The organism is Ruminococcus gauvreauii (assembly GCF_025151995.1).
In the GTDB taxonomy this organism is placed as follows: Bacteria; Bacillota; Clostridia; order Lachnospirales; family Lachnospiraceae; genus Ruminococcus_G; species Ruminococcus_G gauvreauii.
The window spans coordinates 2,929,980-2,950,386 of the sequence record NZ_CP102290.1; the positions used below are offsets into that span (position 1 = coordinate 2,929,980).

The window sequence follows — 20,407 nt, forward strand, 5'->3', positions numbered from 1 at the left end:
AACGAAACATGCCCTTCTTTGTAAATTTGTAACGATTCAGGATCGTAACGTGAAATGTAAGGAGAAAAAAGATATGGCGAAAGCATATATAAATCGTATTGAGGCGTTGAGGAAACAATATCTGGACACACGGGTGGATATGGATGTCTATAATGCAAAATATCTCACCGAAGGGTTTAAAGAGACGGAAGGCCAGCCCTGGATCATGCAGAAGGCGGCGGGATTCAGGAATCAGTGCCTGAAAAAGAATATCTATATACTGGACCATGAGCTGCTGGTAGGCGGCGCTGCATTCAAACCGCGTGCCGGTATCCTCTGTGCAGACAGTTCCTGTTCCATTCTGGACCGGGAGCTTGATACCATCAGCACCCGTAAATTCGATCCTTTTTATCTGGACGAAGAAGGCAAGAGGATTTTCAAAGAAAAGTGTCTGATTATTGGAAGAACAAATGTCTTTTAGACCGCTGGCAGGCTATGATGCCGGAGAAGCTCAGGGACTTAAGAGACAGCGGGATGATCTATATTGACCGGAAGGCGGTTCGCGGGTATGGTGAGACGACTCCCGGCTGGACCGAACTGCTCTCAAAAGGTGTGGGCGGCTTCAAGAGAGAAGCTGAGGAAAAGCTTGCGCAGCTTACAGAATCTCGTGTGGGCGATCTGGAAAAAATTTATTTCCTGAAAGCTGAGATCACTGCCGCAGAAGGGATCATTGCACTGGCGAACCGCCACGCGGATCTGGCTGAGCAGATGGCGGGGGAATGTAAGGACGAGGTGAGAAAAGCAGAACTTCTTAAAATAGCGGAGGTGAACCGCAGAGTGCCTGAGCATCCGGCACGCACATTCTATGAGGCTGTACAGTCTATGCTCACCTATGAATATGCCATCTATATGGAGCAGAATGCTTCGTCTTATAATCTGGGGCGTATCGACCAGTACCTGCTGCCCTATTATGAAGCGGATCTGAAGGACGGCCGCATTGACCCGGATGGTGCGCAGGAGCTTCTGGACTGTATGTGGATCAAAATCGCTGAGCTGTCTCTGTTCCAGGATGAAGTGACGGCGCAGTTTGCGGCGGGTTACTGCATCACCGTTCAGGTAACGGCAGGAGGGGTTGACCAATACGGAAATGATGCCGTGAATCCGCTGTCTTATATGGTGATTCAGGCAACCATGGATGTCCGCTTCAAAGAGCCAAACATGTCCATACGGTATAATATCGCAAAGAACCCGGATTCATTCCTGCGCAAAGGGGCAGAGGGAATCCGGATGGGGCTGTCCATGCCCGCTGTCTATCATGACGATGCCGGGATTCGGATGATGTTAAATAAAGGGGTGCCTTTAAGCGAGGCGTGGGACTGGAATCCGTGCGGCTGTGTGGAGACGAACCTTTCCGGAAGAATGAAACAGTATACGGATATGGCAGATGTGAATATGGGCGGTATCATTGAAATGGTGCTCAACAATGGTGTCAGCCGAAGGACAGGCAAACAGGTATCGATTCAGACCGGCGATCCCAGAGATTTTAGAACTTTTGATGATTTCCTGAATGCGGTAAAAGCCCAGATCGATTATTTTGTCGATGTGATCGTGGCGGGAAATCAGCTTCTGGATTATCTGAGCATGAACTACCGTCCGGTTCCGGCACTGTCCCTGGGTTATCCGAATTGTGTGGAGACGATGAAGGATTACAGCATGGGAGGCGCCAAATATAACTGCGGCGGAGGCGTCATCACGGTAGGGCAGGCGGATATTATCAATTCCGTGGCTGCTGTGAAATATCTGATTTTTGATGAGAAAAAGCTTGCGATGGATGAGCTGCTGAGGGCGCTTGAGGCGAATTTTGAAGGCTATGAGGATATCCATCAGATGTGTATGGATGCCCCGAAATATGGAAATGACGATGAAAAAGCGGATTTCTGTGTGGGAGAGATCTTCACTTACATAACGGACCGGTTTGAAACGTATGATACTAAATTCGGAAAGATGACTACGGGAATGCTTCCTGTCTCAGGCAATACACCGATTGGCGCATGGGTAGGAGCCCTTCCGTCAGGGCGCTATGCGTGGACACCTTTGACAGATGGAATCGGAGCTACGGGCGGTACCGACGTAAATGGGCCCACGGCACTTCTGAAGTCTGTCAGCCACATTCCGCACGCACGGTTCACACAGGGGACGCAGCTGAATATGAAGCTGGAACCGGCGATTCTGAAGGGTGAGGAAGGTATCAGAAACCTGATGAATATGCTGAAAACCCAGTGCACGCTGGATATCTACCATTCTCAGTTCAATGTAGTGGATAAGGAGACCCTGCTGGATGCGCAGGCTCATCCGGAAGAACACAGGGATCTGCTGATCCGTGTAGCCGGATATACTGCATTTTTCGTAGAGCTGGGAAAGGAGGTACAGGATGAGATCATCGGCAGGACAGAGATTGATAACTGGGGGTGTGGATGTCGCTGATGCCTGAAACTTATGAAGGAAAGGAAACGGAAGGGACAGTACTCAGGATTGAGAGAAGTTCTTTCTTTGACGGTGATGGTTTCCGCACCGTAGTATTTCTGAAAGGCTGTCCTCTTCGCTGCTGGTGGTGCAGCGCGCCGGAGAGTCAGAATATGCAGATTGAGGGAACGAAAGAAGAAGAAACCAGGAGAAAGATATATGGCAGGCGGATGACTGTGGAGGAGGTACTGAAGGAGGTGCGCAAGGACAGTTCCTTTTACTTCCATTCAGGAGGCGGCATGACGCTCTCGGGGGGAGAGCCTCTGTCGCAGCCGTACTTTTCCAGATGCCTGCTGCAGCAGACCGAAAGAGAAGGAATCGATACTGTGGTTGAGACGACCTTTTACGGAGACTGGGGGGACATTGACTCGATGCTGCATCATGTATCTGCAGCATACGTGGATCTGAAGATCATGAACCCGGAGGAACACAAAAAATACTGTGGAGTGGATAATAAAAAAATCCTGGAAAATCTGAAGCGGACAAATGAGACGAATGCAGGATTTCGATTGGTCATACGGGTTCCCGTGATACCGGGAATCAATGATTCGGAGGAAAATCTCCACAGAACAGGTGCTTTTGCCGGCCGGCTGAAACACCTGGACGCTGTCGAACTTTTACCCTGTCATAGTCTGGGCGCGGGTACTTATCGGAAACTGGGACGGCCGTACCTGCTGCCGGATCTTCAGCCGCCATCACCGGAAGAACTGGATCGCTGCAGAGAAATTCTGAGTCTGTATGTAAAACGGGTAATTTAGCTTCATGAATGTAAGGGGTGATATGCATGAAACAGGATATCCAAATTAATCATTTCCAGGAGTGTCACGGACGGCATGTCCATGAATATCCGCAGGTACTGATTCCCTTAAAAGCCAGTTTGCGTCTGGTGGCGGGAGAAACGGAATGCCAGGTGAGTTCCAGGGAGCTCTGCTTTATTCCGGAGGGAATGGAGCACACATGTGATTTCAAAGGTGAATTGCTGGCGCTGAATCTGGATGGACAGGAGATCACAAGGCACCGGTATTTTCTCGCGGAGCCTTTCGTGTTATCCATGAAGGGACAGATTCTTCAGCTGATTCAGCTGATTCAGGCGGAACTGAGGGAACAGCCGGAAAGTGAATCGGTGAAACACCTGTACCGCTATTTTTACAGTAAGCTGATGGAGGAGTGCATGCCGCCGTCCATCTGGTATATCAGCAATCATTATGATGCCCACATTACCATGGAACAGCTTGCCTGTATCGAAAACTATAACGTGAAATACTATAATGACTGGTTCAAGCAGAAGACCGGAGTGTCACCTGGCTACTATCTGCGCAGAACCAGAATCGACAAAGCGAAGGAAATACTGGAAAAAACGGAGTTTGGCATGACCGAGATTGCGGTTATGATCGGCTACAGCAGCAATTCATCTTTCACCAGGGCTTTTCGGAGCATTACCGGCGTATCTCCGGAGATGTACAGAAAAACGATTTTCAACAGGGGAGAGAGGATGACCAAAGCCTTATAAGAGGAATTCTTTCGCACGGTCAGCGGTGTTATTTTTCTGACTTTCTGCAATATGTTCCGAATCGGCAGATAATATAATGATTACACGGATTATTTGTTGGAGAAAGGAAAAAAGGATTATGATGACAAAACAAGAGTATGTGGAGAGTCTGAGAAAATTAAATATGGTGGTCTACATGTTCGGGGAAAGAATCGAGTCTGCGGCTGATCATCCGGTGATCAGACCGTCCATGAATTCTGTGGCGGCGACATACGAGCTGGCCGGTGACCCCGAATATGAAGACCTGATGACCGCTACCTCAAATCTGACAGGGCGTAAGATCAATCGTTTCACACATATCCACCAAAGCACGGAGGATCTGGTAAAAAAGGTTAAGATGCAGAGGATGCTTGGACAAAAAACAGCCGCGTGTTTTCAGCGTTGTGTAGGAATGGATGCCGGAAATGCAGTGTACAGCACCACCTATGAGATTGACCGGAAACTGGGTACACACTATTTTGAAAATTTCGTGAATTTCTGGAAAGCGGTTCAGGACAATGACTGGACGGTCGACGGCGCCATGACGGATCCGAAGGGGAACAGAGGACTGTCCCCGTCCGCACAGGAAGATCCGGATCTGTATCTGAGAGTGGTCGAGAGAAGAGCGGATGGGATTGTGGTAAGAGGCGCCAAGGCACATCAGACAGGCATCGTGAATTCACATGAAATCCTGGTCATGCCTACCGTGGCTATGAAGCCGGAAGAAAAAGACTATGCGGTTTCATTCGCGGTACCCGTGGACGCCGAAGGGGTTTTCATGATCTACGGACGCCAGTCATGCGATACGAGAAAAATGGAGGAAGGCGCGGATATTGATCTTGGCAACAGTCAGTATGGCGGGCATGAGGCTCTGATCATTTTTGACAATGTGTTTGTTCCGAATGAGAGGATCTTCATGAACGGAGAAACGGAATTTTCCGGAATGCTGGTAGAGCGCTTTGCCTCCTATCACAGGCAGAGTTACGGCGGATGTAAGGTGGGAGTGGGTGACGTGTTGATAGGAGCGGCTGCACTTGCGGCTGACTATAACGGAGTTCCGAAGGTATCGCATATCAAAGACAAATTGATCGAGATGACACACCTGAACGAAACACTCTATGCATGCGGGATTGCCTGCTCGGCGGAAGGAGCGCGGACACAGTCAGGAAATTACTATGTTAACGCACTGCTTGCAAATGTCTGTAAACAGAACATTACAAGACTTCCCTATGAGATTGCCCGCCTGGCGGAAGACATAGCGGGAGGACTGATGGTAACTCTGCCCTCTGAACAGGACTTCAGAAACGAAAAGATTGGTCCGTACATAGAAAAATATTTTAAAGGTGACGCGAAAATCCCAACGGAAAACCGTATGCGTGTTCTGCGGCTCATAGAAAATATTACGCTTGGGACTGCGGCGGTCGGATACAGGACAGAGTCCATGCACGGGGCTGGATCACCGCAGGCACAGCGGATTATGATTTCGAGACAGGGAAATATCGAGAGAAAGAAAGAGCTTGCGAAAAAGCTTGCCAAGATTGAGGACTGAAGGATGAATGGGATGATTCGGGAGATCCAAAGTTTATTGGACAAACAATCATTATGTGCCGGATCTGTAATAAAAGTTCAGGGTGTAGAAGAGAACAAAGTAATTGTAAGGCTGCTTGGCGCCTGCAGCGGATGTCCGTCCGCGCAGCTGACCGTAAAGGAATCGATAAAGACAGCGATTATAAAAGAGTATCCGTCTGTGGAAGACGTGATTCTTGACACATCAGTGAGCGATGATCTGCTGTCATTTGCTAAAAAGCTGCTGAAGAACTGAAGGAGTATAAGGAGGACACTGATAAAATGACAGATAACGTATATGTAATCGGGGCATGCCGTACGGCGATTGGTTCGTTTTTAGGAACACTGAAAGGGGTGACAGCTGTAGAGCTGGGAACCCATGTGTTAAAGGAGGCAATAAAAAGAGCGGGGATTTCACCGGATCAGATAGACCAGGTGATCCTTGGCAACGTACTGCAGGCCGGGCAGGGACAGAATCCGGCAAGGCAGGTGACTGTCAGCGCGGGACTGCCGATTGAAGTTCCTGCTCTGACGGTCAATAAAGTATGCGGATCGGGATTAAACACCATCGCCCTTTCGGCCGCACTTATAAAAGCCGGTGAGGCAGACTGCATTGCCGCAGGCGGAATGGAAAGCATGTCCGGCGCGCCGTATCTGCTGCCAGGGCTGAGAGAAGGGCAGCGCATGGGAGACGGCATCACGGTGGACAGTATGGTTCACGAAGGGTTATGGGATGCTTTCAACGACTATCATATGGGTGTCACAGCAGAAAATGTTGCAGAACAATATCAGATAACCAGGGAAGAACAGGATGCATTTGCTTTGGATTCCCAGATGAAAGCAAAAGCAGCATCAGAGAGCGGAAAATTCAGGGAGGAAATAGTTCCGATCAGCATTCCGCAGAGAAAAGGAGATGATATTGTCTTCCAACAGGATGAGCATATACGCCCGAATACATCCGCTGAACAGCTGGCCAGGCTGAGACCTGCATTTAAACCGGGCGGTACCGTAACGGCGGGCAATGCATCCGGGATCAACGATGCCGCTTGTATTATGCTGGTGGTTTCTGAAAAATTTGTAAAGGAAAATCAGCTGAAACCTCTGGCTAAGGTGGCTTGCAGCGCCTCATGCGGAATAGATCCGAAGATCATGGGTCTGGGTCCTGTACCGACGATAAAGAAACTGCTGAAAAAATCGGAACTGAAGATAGATGACATTGATTTATTTGAAGTAAATGAGGCGTTCGCGTCACAGTCGATCGGTGTCTTAAGAGATCTTAAGATCCCGGCCCACAAGGTCAACGTAAACGGAGGAGCCATCGCTCTGGGACATCCGATCGGTGCATCAGGCGCCCGCATAGCCGCGACTTTATTATACGAAATGAGAAGATCCGATAAACGTTTTGGTGTTGCGAGCCTGTGTATCGGCGGCGGCATGGGAGAGGCGGTATTGTTCGAAAGAGATTCCATGTGCCGGTAATAGAAAGCAGAAAATATAAATTTTCTAAGCGTTTTTCAAATTGTGGACGCATCTTGCAGATGCTACAATCGTGGTATCAACAACGCAGGATTCACATTTTGAAAGGGGTATGAACGATGGAAATGACATCAAAAGAACGCTTAAACTGTGTATTGGAGGGGGAAACGCCGGATCGCCTGGCAAGTTCATTCCTGATCAATCCATATTATACGAACAGTCTGCCAGGCAAGCCGGACCCGATCGAGTTCATGAAAGAACTAGGAGCAGATATTATTGATCGTGATGGTCCGCTGCCTTATAAGATCGTGCTCTCGGGGGGCGTGGAATACACGGATGTGTATGAAAACGGTGAGACAGTCCGTACATACACCACACCTGTCGGGACCATATATGAGTCATTTGCAGGCCCGATGCTCTGGGGATCGATCTCCGCGCGCAAGACGAGCTTCGTCAAGAAATTGGAAGATTATAAAGTTTTGCAGTATGTCTTTGAACATATGGATTTTGAACCGGATTACAGCTGGTATGAAGAGCGGATGGAACTGATCGGCGATCACGGCATCGTCGTGCCGCAGGCGACGGAGTTTCGGTCTTCGCTGGAATATCTGCTGGAAGATAATCTGCAGCGTACCATCATTGACCTGTCTGAGGAACCGGAAATCGTAGAAGAATTCATGCAGGCGCTGAAAGCTGCCAATATGCGGGCGTGCCGTGTCGCAGCCGGTTGCCCGACGACTTACTTCAACGTGTGGGAAGACTCCTCGACCACACTGCTCTCCCCGACGTGGTTTGAAGAGTATGTGCTTCCGGAATTTAATGAGTTTACGGATATTCTGGCTGCGAACGGAAAAAGACTGATCCATCATTCCTGCGGAAAGATTAAAAATCTGCTGCCGATCATGGAGCGGGAGAGCGTTGCGGCATTTGAATCCGTGACGCCTGCACCGGTGGGCGATATTCAGATCAGAGACTGTTATGATGCATGGGATGACAAGTTTGCAGTCATTGGCGGACTTGATCCCACTTTCCTGATCCGCTGCACGATGGAGGAACTGGAACAGAGAACGGTTGAGACGATCGAGAGCCTGGGGGATCACAAAAAACGATTCGTGCTGGCGAACGGCGACAGTCTGCCTCCGCGTGTTGAACCGCAGAAACTCTACAAAATGATTGAAATTGCAAAGCGCTATACGTTCTGACGCTGATGCGGCTGTGTCAGTTTTCGAAAACGGGACGGTGAGATGCCCATCTTCTTTTTAAAGGAGACGATGAAATTGGTCTCGCTGTTGTAACCGGTCTGTTCCGCGATCTCCCGGATGGGCAGATCGGTTGCATAGAGCAGCCACTGGGCATAGTCTATGCGTTTCATCACGAGGTACTCGTGAGGGGAGTACGTGGTCGCTTCACGGAATTGCCTTGAAAAGTGAGAGCTGCTCATGCCGGCGCGGGCGGCAATGTCTGTGACATTCAGATCTTCGGAAAGGTGTTCGCTCATATAACGGAGTGCCCGGCCGATGGGAGTGGCCTCCCCTGCCATTTCCGCGTCGGAAGCAGCCTCGGGCTGTGCGCTCGAGTGGTAAGCGGTGCAGAGCAGCTGGTATACCATCAGGGAACGGGAAACTTCTCCGGTGCCGACTGTAGGCTGACAGGAGCTGATGATTTCCCGGAATTTATGGTGGAATGCGCCTGTCTGGACGACATTGAAGACATTTCCGTGTTCGGTGAGAATGCGCTCACAGAATGCACGGGAATTGACTCCGTCGATGTGCATCCAGTAAAACTCGGTTTTTTCCTGCGCATGGTACTCATGCGGCAGCAGGCAGTCCACCAGAATCACCTGATTCTGAACTGCCTGCATTGGTACACCGTTTAAGGTGAGGGACATTGAGCCGCTCTGCACATACATCATCAGCATCGTCTGGCGTGACGGATGACGGCCCAGAGAAGTGCTGCCGCTGAACTCATACTGTGAACTGCACAGGTAATGGCCGCAGCGAGTGATATAATATAACAGTTCGCGTGCCGTCTCGGACGGTGTCAGAAAAAATACCTCCGACTCCGGATAGACACCTTTTTCATTTGTTTTCATGGGATCCTCCACAGACATGAGTGTTATCGTAACTTTATCATAAGGGAAAAAATACGGGAATTCAAGAATTATCAGATCTATATTTTCAAAAGAAACACAAAACAAAAGACCCGCTTATGCGGGTCTTTTGTTTTAATGAGGGGGGAGATAGTGAGTGGTTAATCAACTATCTGATACGTAGTATACAGGATAAGTGTGTCGAAAGTGTGGAGAAAATCTAAAATAAAACATAAAAATCTTAAGCCGAAATAAAAACTGAGGAGACAGATCTGATGACACAAAAACAAAGACCCGCTCTCGCGGGTCTCTGTTTTTAATGAGGGGGGAGATAGTGAGTGGTTAATCAACTATCTAATACATACTATACAGCATAATTGTGATAAAACTATGGATAAATTCTAAAATAAATCGAAATATTCTTAAGAAGAAGTAAAAAATACGCAGAACGTCACGGGTCATTCCTGTTTAGAATGCAGTATCTCAGAATATAGAGGGACATTAAAATATAATGACGGTTTTCCGGGTTATCGTATTCCAGATCGACCACAGCTGAGATTTTGTCCAGACGATAACTCAGGGTATTGCGATGTATGAACAGGGATTTTGAGGTCCTCAGCAGATTGCGGTCATTGGACAGGTACTGGAACAGCGTGTTGATATAGTCTGTACCATTTTCCTGGTCCGTTTCATATAGTCGAAGAACGCCTTCGTGACACAGTTCGAAGATGGAATGCCCCTCTACGATTCTCGAAATAATGCTGTAAATACCGTAGTCATCATTGACGAAAATGTGATTATCCGGTGACAGCTTTTGTCCGATCGTCAAGGTTTTTTTGGCCTGCTCAAAATAAATATGCAGGTTGGTCAGGTCATGAAAGCTTTTGCTGAGAGCTCCGCGAATCTGAAATTTATCGGCGAAGCTGTATAAGTCTCTGCGAATGTCCGTGGTATCCGGAGCGTGATAGATAGCAGCCAGATAATGTTCCGCTTCGAAAACACTGCAGTCCAGATTTGGGTTCTGGCTTAGATGATTGATGATCAACTGCTTTTTGTATTGCGAATCTTCTGCACAGTCAATCAGCAGAAGCGCGAAAATATCGTCAATTTTCCAGTCAAAATAGGAAAGCTGATTCTGTATTAAGTCCCGGTTGCATAACCGTCTGTTTAATATATCACGTAAAAAACCTTCGTGGAAGGTGCCGAACAGCGTAACATTGCCGGGATTCTTTTCGAGATAGATAGAAAGCATCCGCCCCAGCACTTCTGCGATTTCAAGATGTGTGCGGGTGGGGGGTGAATAGACTCCGACAATGAACAGATGTGCCAGCAGCTGGCAGCCGTGAAAAATATTTTTGCAGGTGTAGGGAAGATTGAAGGTTTCTGTCGGATAGGTAAATGCTTCCCGGGTTTTATTCATATAAGCAAGTTCCCCGGTGTCGATCAATTTCCGGACGATATTCATCGGCATGTAACCGTATTTGATCTGATAGTTCCAGTTTGCACTGATATCATCCATCAGGGTTGGTGATGTGTGTGCGATAAGTTTCAGTGTGGTATCTGCGAGATACACGGTATCACGTGTGACCATATGCGAAAGATTCAGAATGTCTGTAAGGGGGCGCTCTCGTGCGATGGCATCCAGAACAGAGGTTTCCCAGGACTGGAACTGCCGGAACAGGGATACGACATCGTTAAACAAGTCTGTCATACAGTACTGACAGGGGACAACGATGGCGTGTTCCGGAAAATTCAGGTGTCCCGGACCGCGCATAATGCAGGAGATGCCCGGGGTTTCAGAAAGAATCCCGGATGTCAAAGAATCATCCAGAATGACGTACAGAACATCCTTTTTCAGCGAGATACTGCCTGCTGAAAAGATCTGGACCTCCGTCAGCCCGGGACTGGTTGAGCCCATCAGAGATAATGCCGGGTATTGCTCCGCCAATTGTTCATATATAAGCCGGAGTGACAGTCTCATGAAATCTACCTCCTCAAAAATATTCGTATAGGGACATTCTATAGAATATAAGGAAGGTGTGCAAGCGGAACATTCATGAGGAGCGTGATTGTGCAATTTTGTACAGTTTACAATATGAAATTGTATGGTCATGGCATTATTCTGATCAGGCAGGACTGGTATAATATAGTCATAAAAAGCAAAAGAAAATCAAAATGGAGGGTTTCACATGGAAAAGACAAAAGATTCCAGACGGTGGCTGCTGCTGCTTCTGATGCTCGCGGCATTTGCAGTTACTTTTATGACCAGATTTGTCTGGTCACCGCTCAACACAACGGTAACGGAGGAACTTGGACTGTCAAATGTCGCAGCAGGTTCTTTTATGTCGGCATTTTTTATCGGCTACGTTATAACACAGATTCCAGGGGGAACACTGGCAGACCGTTTTGGGGTCAAGTATGTTCTGTCGGCAGGTGTGCTTGTGACCGGTCTCGCTTCTATTGGAATGTCATTTATCACGGATTATACGCAGGGCATGATCTGCCGTGTCATCACCGGTCTTGGAGCAGGCGTGGTGATGGCGTGCTGCAGTAAAGTTATCAGTGAATATTTTGAACAGAAAGACAGGGGGATCGCTTTTGGTATTCTGCTCGTCGGTCCGACAGTGGGACTTACGGTCGCTAACAAACTGGGAGCAAGGCTGCTGGTCGATTACAGCTGGCAGGCAGCATTTCGCGTAGTTGGCTATATAGCCATAGCAATCGCGATTCTCATATTTGTGACTGTGAAAAATATTAAATCAGAAGCAATCGGGCAAAAGGTGACGCTCCTGACGGGACTGAAAATTGTGTTTACGACACGGAACCTGGTCTGTGTCTGCTTCGCCGGTTTTTTCTATATGTTTCTGAATCTTGGCGTGTCCACATGGGCCAACACTTATCTGGGCAGTATTGGATATGAAACAGTACAGGCGGCAGGTGTTATGAGCATTTACAGTATTGGCGGGATTATCGGCTCATTGCTGACCGGGATTATCGTGAAAAAATTCAACATGAATGTAAAATTCTATCTGATAGGAGTATATATCCTGATTGCCGTTGTGACACTGATTTTTGGTTTCCAGACCAATCTCGGCATTTTGAAGGCAGCAGGCTTTGTCTATGGTTTTGCAACATATCTACCGAATGCACATCTGAATGCTCTGATCACAAAATATGCTCCGGATCATCTTGCCGGATCAGTGATGGGAGTTCAGAACTGTATCTTTCAGATGGCGTCCATTCTGTCACCGATGGTTGTCGGCTGGACAGTGGATCTGACAGGAACGTTTAGAACCTGCTGGTTTGCACTGGCGGTAATGCCGGTCATCGGCCTGGCATTCCTGTTTATTTTAAGAGAGCAGAGGGGAAGAATATGATATCAAAAAAGGAAAATGTGTTAAAACTGTATCGCCATGAAATGCCAGAGTTCCTTCCGATTATGGGGGAGGGTATCATCAATAATGTTCCGGTCAGCGGTTATCTGGAACGGGCAGCCGGCGGCAGGGATGGCTATGACTGGTTCGGAGTACACTGGATGTGGAAAGAGGGGGAGCCGGCGCCTGTCCCGGGACCTGATTTTCTGCTGAAAGATATTGCAGATTGGCGTGAGATAGTCAAATTTCCGGATCTGGACCAGTTTGACTGGGAACAAGCGGCAAAAAAAGACCGGATTTTGGATTTTAACCGCAGGGAAGCGCTACTCTATCAGATGATACACAATGGTATCTTTGAACGTCTCCATACGCTTATGGGATTTGAGGACGCATTGTGTGCTCTTCTGACGGACCCTGAGGAGGTAAGAGCATTTTTTGAGGCAATGGCCGATTATAAATGCCGTCTGATTGACAAGATTGCCGAATACTACAGGCCAGATATCATCTGCTATCATGACGACTGGGGAACGCAGCGTTCCCTGTTCTTTGCACCGGATATATGGAGAGAGCTGATAAAAGAACCGACCAGAAGAATTGTCGAACATGTACACAGCAAAGGAATACTCTTTGAACTTCACAGCTGCGGAAACATCCAGGATCTGATACCGGAAATTGTAGATGAACTGAAAGTTGACGGACTGAACATTATGAAACTGAATGATATTCCGCGTATGAAAAGGATTACCGGTACGAAAGTGGTTTACAATGTATACTTCGATACTCAGAAACTGGATGTGATGGAAAGCGCAGGTGCACTGACTGAACAGGCTGTCAGGCAAAGCATTCGTGAAGAAATCATGGAGTTGTCCGAAGGAGGCTGCTATATCCCCGCACTTTTGCTGGTACGTCCGGAGTGGACAGAGATTATTATGGATGAGTATGAGTCATGCAGAGAAGAATTATACAAATAGAACAAAAAACAAGGATCCGCATATGCGGATCCCTGTTTTTTTAAATGAGGGGGGAGATAGTGAGTGGTTAATCAACTATCCAATACCTACTATACATGAAATTTGTGAGGAAAGTGTGGACATTCCATAAAAGAAACAAAAAGATTCTTTAGAAATTATTAAGATGCCGGGAAGGAAATCTGTATGTGTACACGGCCCGTTTCAAGTTGAAAAGCCCTTTTGAGTGTGATATTCTATAAGATGAGTTAGAATACGCAGAGTATTCTGGCATGAAGCAGATGCAAAACGGAGGTGCGGCATGAAGCTTACAAAATTATTGGAACGTCTGGATTATGAGATAATTAACGGAAGTGAAGATGTTGAGATAACGGAAGTGGTGAATGACTCCAGAAAAGCCTGTGAAGGTTCGCTGTTTATCTGTGTCAGGGGAGCTGTCGCTGACGGGCATACCTTTGTGCCGGCTGTGGTGAGTCAGGGCGCAAAAGCGGTCGTTGTAGAAGAGGAAGTACAGGTTCCGGCAGGAGTAACAGTGATAAAGGTTTCGGACAGCCGGTATGCCATGGCGGTGATTTCAGCTGCGTACTTCGGGTATCCGGCGGATAGTCTGCGGGTAATTGGGATCACCGGGACGAAAGGAAAGACTACGACTACCTATATGGTGAAGTCCATTCTCGAAAACGCAGGATATAAGGTGGGGCTGATCGGTACGATTGAGACTGTTATCGGTGATGAAGTGATCCCGTCGGAAAATACGACTCCGGAGTCATTTACCGTTCAGCAGTATTTCAGGAAGATGCTGGATGCCGGCTGCGACTGTGCGGTGATGGAGGCGTCTTCACAGGGATTCAAGCTTCACAGAACCGCGGGGTTCACCTTTGATATTGGGATCTTTACCAATATTGAGCCGGATCACATCGGTCCAAATGAACATGCTGACTTTGAGGAGTACCTTCAGTGTAAAAGCCAGTTGCTCAGGCAGTGCAGGGTGGGCATTGTAAATGCCGATGACGAGCATCTGGAGGCCATGATCAAAGGTCATACCTGTAAGCTGGAGACATTTGGGTTTGCCAAGGATGCGGACCTTCGGGCAGCCAATGCACATCTCATCTCGAAACCCGGATATCTGGGTGTCGCATATCAGGTGGAAGGCCTTATGGAGTTTCCGGTCGAAATCGACGTACCGGGAAAGTTCAGTATTTACAATTCGCTGACGGCGATCGCTATCTGCCGCCATTTCAATGTTTCGGAAAATGATATCGTTCAGGCGCTGAAGCAGGCGAAAGTCAAAGGAAGGATTGAGATGATCAAAGTCTCCGATGATTTTACGCTGATGATCGATTATGCCCATAATGCGATGAGCCTGGAAAGCCTTTTGACGACGCTGCGGGAATACAACCCGCATCGCTTAGTATGTCTGTTTGGCTGCGGAGGGAACAGGTCAAAACTACGGCGGTATGAAATGGGAGAGGTGTCCGGCAGACTGGCGGACCTTACTGTCATCACATCAGATAATCCGCGGGATGAAGAACCGCAGGCGATTATCGATGATATCAAAATTGGGATTCAAAAAACAGACGGAAAATTTGTAGAGATTGCAGACCGGAAAGAGGCAATCGCCTATGTCATTCATAATGGCGAACCGGGCGATATCATTGTACTTGCCGGCAAAGGACATGAGGATTATCAGGAGATCAGGGGCAGGAAATATCCGATGGATGAGAGGAAACTGATTCGGGATATTCTGGAAGGAAAATAGCTGATGGAAAAATCATATGCAGATGTGATCGTGGATATTACCAGTGAGAAGCTGGATCGGACATTTCAGTACCGGATTCCGGAACAACTCAAAAGTTCTGTACGGATTGGAATGCCGGTTCTGGTGCCCTTTGGCAGGGGAAACCGCATGACGAATGCATATGTTGTCGGAATTACAGAGAACGCGCAGTTTCAGGAGGACAGGATGAAAGAAATTGCGGCTGTGCCGGAACACCCCGTGGGTGTTGAGACCAGACTCATCGCGCTTGCTTCTTGGATGAAGGAGACATACGGGTCTGCGATGATACAGGCACTTAAGACGGTACTCCCCATGAAGCAGGAAATCAAGACGAAGCAGAAGCGGACGATTCGACTCCTGCAGACACAGGAGGAAGCGCGGGGACTTTTGCAGGAATGTGAGAAAAAGCACCGCACGGCCAGAGCGAGAGTGATAAAGGCGCTGCTTGAGCGGGGAGAGCTGGATTATGCCCGGGCACTAAAGGAACTGAATATCACGGCCGCCGTACTTGGCCCGCTCAGTGAACGGGGAGTCATCAGTGTGGAGTCTGAGACACAGTACCGCTCTCCTGAGCTTCCTGAATTTGATGAGGAACCGGAACCGATTCTGTCAGAAGAACAGCGGCATGCCGCGGGACAGATTCTTGAAGAGATGAACCATTACATGCCAAAGCCCTGTCTGGTCTATGGGATTACGGGGAGTGGCAAGACCCGTCTTTATATGGAACTCATCGACAGTGTGCTGCGGGCAGGACGCCAGGTGATCGTCCTGATACCGGAGATCGCACTGACGTATCAGATGGCAGCACGTTTTCGCCGCAGATTCAGGGAGAAAGCGGCAGTTATCCATTCGCGTATGTCGCAGGGGGAACGATGGGATGCCTTTGCACAGGCCAGAAACGGCCAGGTGCAGGTGATGGTGGGTCCAAGGTCCGCTCTGTTTACACCTTTTCCGAATCTGGGACTGATCATCATCGACGAGGAACATGAGACCTCCTATAAGAGCGAAGGGACCCCGCGCTATCATGCCAGGGAGACTGCCGTCATGCGGGCAGCACTGGAAGATGCGGCCGTGGTTATGGGTTCAGCAACGCCTTCCCTGGAAGCGTATTACCGCTGCCTGTCCGGGGAATACCGCCTTATTACACTGACACAGCGCTTTGGAAACGGTGTGCTTCCAAGTGTATATACAGTGGATATGAGGGAAGAATTATCAGAAGGAAATACTTCTATTATAAGCCGGGCACTTCGGGATGCGATTCAGAAGAGACTGGATAACAGGGAACAGACGATTCTGTTCCTGAATCGCAGGGGCTATGCGGGTTTTCTATCCTGCAGGTCCTGCGGACATGTCGCAAAATGCCCCCACTGTGATGTTTCATTGTCGCTGCACCGGGGCGGAAAAATGGTGTGTCACTATTGCGGTTACACGGAGGCAGAGGTTTCGGTCTGTCCGTCCTGCGGGTCACGGTTCATTGGAGCATTCAGAGCTGGGACGCAGCAGATTGAAGATATGGTCAGGCATATGTTTCCGCAGGCAAAAGTGCTGCGTATGGATATGGATACCACGAGAAAAAAGGACAGCTATTCAGAAATACTGTCCGCATTCTCCAGAGGGGATGCCGATATTCTGATCGGTACACAGATGATCGTAAAGGGACATGATTTCCCCCGGGTTACGCTGGTTGGTGTGCTGGCGGCAGATCTTTCCCTGAATGCCGATGACTACCGCTGCGCAGAACGTACGTTTCAACTGCTGGTTCAGGCGGTTGGACGTGCAGGCCGCGGCGAATCACAGGGAGAGGCGTTTATTCAGACATACCAGCCGGAACACTACAGTATCCGGGCGGCTGTGAAGCAGGATTATCCGGCATTTTATCAGGAAGAGATTGCATACCGGATGCTGATGGATTACCCGCCCGCCTGCGCGATGATGGCGGTGAGCGGCAGTGGAGAGGATGAAGAACAACTGGCTTTGGCGATGCAGTATATCCGGAAATATATTGAGAATGTCAACCGGGACGACCGGCTTTCCATCATAGGTCCTGCAGATGCGGCCGTCTCTAAAATCCAGGACAGATACAGGAAGGTATTGTATATGAAGCATCCGCAGGAATCGTACCTCGCTGCAGTGAGAATGAGAACAGAGCAGTATATGGAGATCAACGCGGGATTCCGGAAGTTATATATACAATTTGACCTGCACAGCTGATAAAACAGCAATTTGTGACAGTTCAGAGGGCGGGAATATTGACACCAAAATCAGCTGAACAGTTACATCAATTTTAATATATGCTGAAGAACATATAGGAAATGGAGGAAATTATGGCAATTCGTAATATCAGAAAGATGGGCGACCGTGTACTCACCAAAAAGTGCCGGCCGGTAGAAGAGATGACTCCGAGAATCCGGGAACTGATCGGGGATATGCTGGATACGATGTATCAGGAATACGGTGTCGGACTGGCAGCTTCCCAGGTAGGGGTGTTGAAAAGGATCGTTGTGATCGACGTCGGCGAGGGACCGCACATACTGGTCAACCCGGTCATCGTGGAGACGTCCGGAGAGCAGACCGGCGATGAGGGGTGCCTGAGTCTTCCGGGCAAGACCGGAACCGTGACGCGTCCGAATTATGCGAAAGTAGAGGCTCTGAATGAAAATATGGAGCCGATCGTGCTTGAGGGAACGGAGCTTTTGGCACGTGCCATCTGCCACGAATGCGATCACCTGGACGGCATTATGTATGTGGAGCATGTGGAGGGGGAACTCCGTGATGTGACCGCGGATGAAGAATATGGAGACGAGGTTGAGGAATAAATGAGAGTAATATTTATGGGAACCCCGGATTTTTCTGTGGGAACACTCGAGGCTCTGGTGGAAGCAGGACATGAGATTGCTGCGGTTGTGACTCAGCCCGACAAGCCAAAAGGGAGAGGCAAGACGATGCAGCCCACTCCGGTCAAGGAGGCGGCGGTAAAGCATAACCTGAATGTACTGCAGCCATCGAGGGTTCGTGATGAGGCATTTCTGGACCAGCTGGAAGAGCTGCATGCGGATGTTGCGGTTGTTGTCGCCTTCGGGCAGATCATTCCCAAACGCCTGCTTGAGATGCCGAAGTACGGCTGTATCAATGTTCATGCGTCACTGCTTCCCGATTATCGGGGGGCAGCACCGATTCAGCGTGCGGTCATCGACGGAAGGAAGGAGTCGGGTGTGACCGTCATGAAAATGGACGAAGGGCTTGATACCGGTGATATGATCGCCAAAGTGAGCGTTCCGCTTGAGGAAGCGGAGACGGGGGGGAGCCTTTTCGAGAAGCTGAGTGCAGCGGGTGCAAAGCTGCTGGTGGAAACACTCCCTGCGATCGCATCGGGTGAAGCGGTATATGAAAAGCAGCCACAGGAAAGCCCGACTCCTTATGCGTCTATGATCACAAAGAGCATGGGGCAGATCGACTGGAATAAAAGCGCTGCCGAACTGGAACGGCTGGTAAGGGGACTGAATCCGTGGCCGAGTGCATTTACAGGCTGGAATCATAAAATACTGAAGATATGGAAAGCGTCCGTATGTGAGGAAAACAGCAGCTTTATGCCGGGACAGGTTGTCCGGGCCTCAGGGGACGGGATCTGCGTCCAGACGGGACAGGGCCTGCTGTGCGTCCGCGAGCTGCAGCTTGAGGGAAAAAAACGTATGGAAGCAGATGCTTTCCTGCGCGGAAACGAGATGAAAGAGGGCGCAGAGTTGACTGTGTCCCGGTAAGCGAGGAGTACAAATGGCAAGTGTAATCAGTACCAGAGAAATCATACTCGGTGTACTTTTGGAAATAGACAGAGACGGAGAATACAGCCACATAGCGATCAGAAATGCACTGGATAAATATCAGTATCTGCCGAAACAGGATCGTGCCTTTATCACACGTGTCTGCGAGGGGACCATAGAGTATATGCTCACGATCGATTATATCATTGAACAGTTTTCCAGTGTGAAAGTTGAGAAAATGAAACCTGTGATCCGGGAAATCGTGCGCAGCGGTGTCTACCAGCTGATCTACATGGATCGGATACCGGATTCCGCAGTCTGTAATGAGGCGGTAAAACTGGCACAGAAAAAGGGTTTTTACAGTCTTAAAGGTTTTGTGAACGGGGTACTGAGAAATGTGGCACGCAATAAAGAGAATATCACGTATCCGCCCGAGACGCAGCCAATCGCGTATCTATCGGTAAAGTATTCAATTCCGGCATGGCTTGTCGAGAAATGGGTACTGGAATATGGATTTGAACAGACAGAACGTATGGCGGCAGATTTTATGGAAGACAAGCCGACGACGATCCGTTGTGTGCAGTACATGATCAATACGGAGGTTACAATCCAGAGACTGAAAGAACAGGGAGTTACGGTGGAAAAGGCTCCATATCTGGACTATGCATACTATATATCGGGTTACAATTATCTTTCCATGCTGAATGTCTTTAAAATGGGCTGCATTATGGTGCAGGATATCAGTTCCATGCTCGTAGCTGAAGTGGCTGCTCCGGAAAAAAATGACTGCGTCATCGATCTCTGTGCGGCTCCCGGCGGAAAAAGCCTGCATGTAGCTGACAAGATGATGGGATACGGAACCGTGGAGGCCAGAGACCTGACGGATTACAAGGTGGGGATGATCGAAGAGAACATTCAGCGTATGAATGCAATCAATGTACATGCCGTCTGCCAGGATGCTACGGTGTTTGACAGAGACTCCATAGAAAAAGCGGATGTCGTCCTGGCAGATGTGCCCTGTTCCGGTTACGGTGTGATCGGAAAGAAAACAGATATCAAGTATAAGGTGACCGCACAGAAGCAGGAGGACCTGATCATACTGCAGCGCAAGATTCTGCACAATGCTTCTTCCTACGTGAAGGTGGGAGGGACGCTGGTCTACAGCACATGTACGATAGGAAGAGAAGAAAACGAGAATAATATTGAATGGTTTGTGAAAAATTATCCGTATGAACTGGAGAGTCTGGATCCTTACCTGCCGGAAGAGCTGCGTGGAGAAACGACCCCGAAAGGTTACCTCCAGCTTCTCCCGGGAGTGCATAAGACGGATGGGTTTTTTATTGCCAGAATGAAAAGGACAGGGAAATGA

Annotated in this window: 17 protein-coding genes; 15 read left to right on the top strand and 2 right to left on the bottom strand. The window is 48.8% G+C overall.

Going from position 1 to position 20,407, the window contains the following annotated elements; genetic code table 11:
• The first annotated feature begins 73 nt into the window (after positions 1-73).
• The 8 genes from NQ502_RS19430 to NQ502_RS13970 all read left to right on the top strand — a co-directional run bounded on the left by NQ502_RS19430 (position 74) and on the right by NQ502_RS13970 (position 8,274).
• Positions 74-460, top strand: coding sequence for a pyruvate formate lyase family protein (locus tag NQ502_RS19430; RefSeq protein ID WP_327240945.1), 387 nt, complete (start codon positions 74-76; stop codon positions 458-460).
• Positions 427-2,463 (top strand): glycyl radical protein, encoded by a 2,037-nt coding sequence (locus NQ502_RS13940; protein ID WP_327240947.1) that lies wholly within the window; start codon positions 427-429, stop codon positions 2,461-2,463. Before NQ502_RS19430 ends, NQ502_RS13940 begins: the two co-directional genes overlap by 34 nt.
• Positions 2,463-3,260: a glycyl-radical enzyme activating protein gene (locus NQ502_RS13945; RefSeq protein ID WP_028528795.1), complete on the top strand. Its 798-nt coding sequence runs from the start codon at positions 2,463-2,465 to the stop codon at positions 3,258-3,260. The genes NQ502_RS13940 and NQ502_RS13945 overlap by 1 nt, the downstream gene beginning before the upstream one ends.
• A 26-nt stretch (positions 3,261-3,286) precedes the next feature.
• Positions 3,287-4,012: an AraC family transcriptional regulator gene (locus NQ502_RS13950; protein ID WP_187374520.1), complete on the top strand. Its 726-nt coding sequence runs from the start codon at positions 3,287-3,289 to the stop codon at positions 4,010-4,012.
• 118 nt (positions 4,013-4,130) lie between these two features.
• Positions 4,131-5,579, top strand: a complete 1,449-nt coding sequence (locus NQ502_RS13955) for a 4-hydroxyphenylacetate 3-hydroxylase family protein (RefSeq protein WP_044983287.1) — start codon at positions 4,131-4,133, stop codon at positions 5,577-5,579.
• Between the two features lie 36 nt (positions 5,580-5,615).
• The gene (locus NQ502_RS13960) at positions 5,616-5,852 is read left to right on the top strand and encodes a NifU family protein (RefSeq protein ID WP_169579923.1); all 237 of its coding nucleotides are present in this window, start codon (positions 5,616-5,618) and stop codon (positions 5,850-5,852) included.
• A gap of 26 nt (positions 5,853-5,878) precedes the next feature.
• Positions 5,879-7,075, top strand: a complete 1,197-nt coding sequence (locus NQ502_RS13965) for an acetyl-CoA C-acetyltransferase (protein ID WP_028528798.1) — start codon at positions 5,879-5,881, stop codon at positions 7,073-7,075.
• Positions 7,076-7,191: 116 nt separating this feature from the next.
• Positions 7,192-8,274: a uroporphyrinogen decarboxylase family protein gene (locus NQ502_RS13970; RefSeq protein ID WP_028528799.1), complete on the top strand. Its 1,083-nt coding sequence runs from the start codon at positions 7,192-7,194 to the stop codon at positions 8,272-8,274.
• Here NQ502_RS13970 and NQ502_RS13975 read toward each other — a convergent pair.
• Positions 8,262-9,164, bottom strand: a complete 903-nt coding sequence (locus tag NQ502_RS13975) for an AraC family transcriptional regulator (protein WP_028528800.1) — start codon at positions 9,162-9,164, stop codon at positions 8,262-8,264. The two genes, NQ502_RS13970 and NQ502_RS13975, sit on opposite strands and share 13 nt — an antisense overlap.
• 448 nt (positions 9,165-9,612) lie before the next feature.
• Entirely contained in the window at positions 9,613-11,142 is a 1,530-nt protein-coding gene (locus tag NQ502_RS13980; protein WP_028528801.1) for a PucR family transcriptional regulator, read from the bottom strand.
• A 208-nt stretch (positions 11,143-11,350) separates the two neighbouring features.
• Between NQ502_RS13980 and NQ502_RS13985 the strand changes: the two genes are divergently transcribed.
• The 7 genes from NQ502_RS13985 to rsmB all read left to right on the top strand — a co-directional run bounded on the left by NQ502_RS13985 (position 11,351) and on the right by rsmB (position 20,407).
• Entirely contained in the window at positions 11,351-12,538 is a 1,188-nt protein-coding gene (locus NQ502_RS13985; RefSeq protein WP_028528802.1) for an MFS transporter, read from the top strand.
• Entirely contained in the window at positions 12,535-13,506 is a 972-nt protein-coding gene (locus NQ502_RS13990) for a uroporphyrinogen decarboxylase family protein (protein WP_028528803.1), read from the top strand. The genes NQ502_RS13985 and NQ502_RS13990 overlap by 4 nt, the downstream gene beginning before the upstream one ends.
• Positions 13,507-13,804: 298 nt before the next feature.
• Positions 13,805-15,262, top strand: a complete 1,458-nt coding sequence (locus NQ502_RS13995; protein WP_028528804.1) for a UDP-N-acetylmuramoyl-L-alanyl-D-glutamate--2,6-diaminopimelate ligase — start codon at positions 13,805-13,807, stop codon at positions 15,260-15,262.
• 3 nt (positions 15,263-15,265) lie between these two features.
• A complete protein-coding gene (priA, locus tag NQ502_RS14000; RefSeq protein WP_028528805.1) occupies positions 15,266-17,491 on the top strand; it encodes a replication restart helicase PriA in 2,226 nt (741 codons plus the stop codon).
• Between the two features lie 113 nt (positions 17,492-17,604).
• Positions 17,605-18,096 (top strand): peptide deformylase, encoded by a 492-nt coding sequence (def, locus tag NQ502_RS14005; protein WP_044983288.1) that lies wholly within the window; start codon positions 17,605-17,607, stop codon positions 18,094-18,096.
• A complete protein-coding gene (gene fmt, locus NQ502_RS14010; protein WP_028528807.1) occupies positions 18,097-19,038 on the top strand; it encodes a methionyl-tRNA formyltransferase in 942 nt (313 codons plus the stop codon).
• Positions 19,039-19,051: 13 nt separating this feature from the next.
• Positions 19,052-20,407 carry a 16S rRNA (cytosine(967)-C(5))-methyltransferase RsmB gene (gene rsmB, locus NQ502_RS14015; RefSeq protein WP_028528808.1) on the top strand — a complete coding sequence of 452 codons (1,356 nt, stop codon included), beginning with the start codon at positions 19,052-19,054 and terminating at the stop codon, positions 20,405-20,407.

What these genes read in the sequence shown, in the direction of transcription:
- NQ502_RS19430 (WP_327240945.1), top strand. Translation starts at nt 74, where the DNA reads ATGGCGAAAGCATATATAAATCGTATTGAGGCGTTGAGGAAACAATAT.
- NQ502_RS13945 (WP_028528795.1), top strand. Translation starts at nt 2,463, where the DNA reads ATGCCTGAAACTTATGAAGGAAAGGAAACGGAAGGGACAGTACTCAGG.
- NQ502_RS13950 (WP_187374520.1), top strand. Translation starts at nt 3,287, where the DNA reads ATGAAACAGGATATCCAAATTAATCATTTCCAGGAGTGTCACGGACGG.
- NQ502_RS13955 (WP_044983287.1), top strand. Translation starts at nt 4,131, where the DNA reads ATGATGACAAAACAAGAGTATGTGGAGAGTCTGAGAAAATTAAATATG.
- NQ502_RS13965 (WP_028528798.1), top strand. Translation starts at nt 5,879, where the DNA reads ATGACAGATAACGTATATGTAATCGGGGCATGCCGTACGGCGATTGGT.
- NQ502_RS13970 (WP_028528799.1), top strand. Translation starts at nt 7,192, where the DNA reads ATGGAAATGACATCAAAAGAACGCTTAAACTGTGTATTGGAGGGGGAA.
- NQ502_RS13975 (WP_028528800.1), bottom strand. Translation starts at nt 9,164, where the DNA reads ATGAAAACAAATGAAAAAGGTGTCTATCCGGAGTCGGAGGTATTTTTT.
- NQ502_RS13980 (WP_028528801.1), bottom strand. Translation starts at nt 11,142, where the DNA reads ATGAGACTGTCACTCCGGCTTATATATGAACAATTGGCGGAGCAATAC.
- NQ502_RS13985 (WP_028528802.1), top strand. Translation starts at nt 11,351, where the DNA reads ATGGAAAAGACAAAAGATTCCAGACGGTGGCTGCTGCTGCTTCTGATG.
- NQ502_RS13990 (WP_028528803.1), top strand. Translation starts at nt 12,535, where the DNA reads ATGATATCAAAAAAGGAAAATGTGTTAAAACTGTATCGCCATGAAATG.
- NQ502_RS13995 (WP_028528804.1), top strand. Translation starts at nt 13,805, where the DNA reads ATGAAGCTTACAAAATTATTGGAACGTCTGGATTATGAGATAATTAAC.
- priA (WP_028528805.1), top strand. Translation starts at nt 15,266, where the DNA reads ATGGAAAAATCATATGCAGATGTGATCGTGGATATTACCAGTGAGAAG.
- def (WP_044983288.1), top strand. Translation starts at nt 17,605, where the DNA reads ATGGCAATTCGTAATATCAGAAAGATGGGCGACCGTGTACTCACCAAA.
- fmt (WP_028528807.1), top strand. Translation starts at nt 18,097, where the DNA reads ATGAGAGTAATATTTATGGGAACCCCGGATTTTTCTGTGGGAACACTC.
- rsmB (WP_028528808.1), top strand. Translation starts at nt 19,052, where the DNA reads ATGGCAAGTGTAATCAGTACCAGAGAAATCATACTCGGTGTACTTTTG.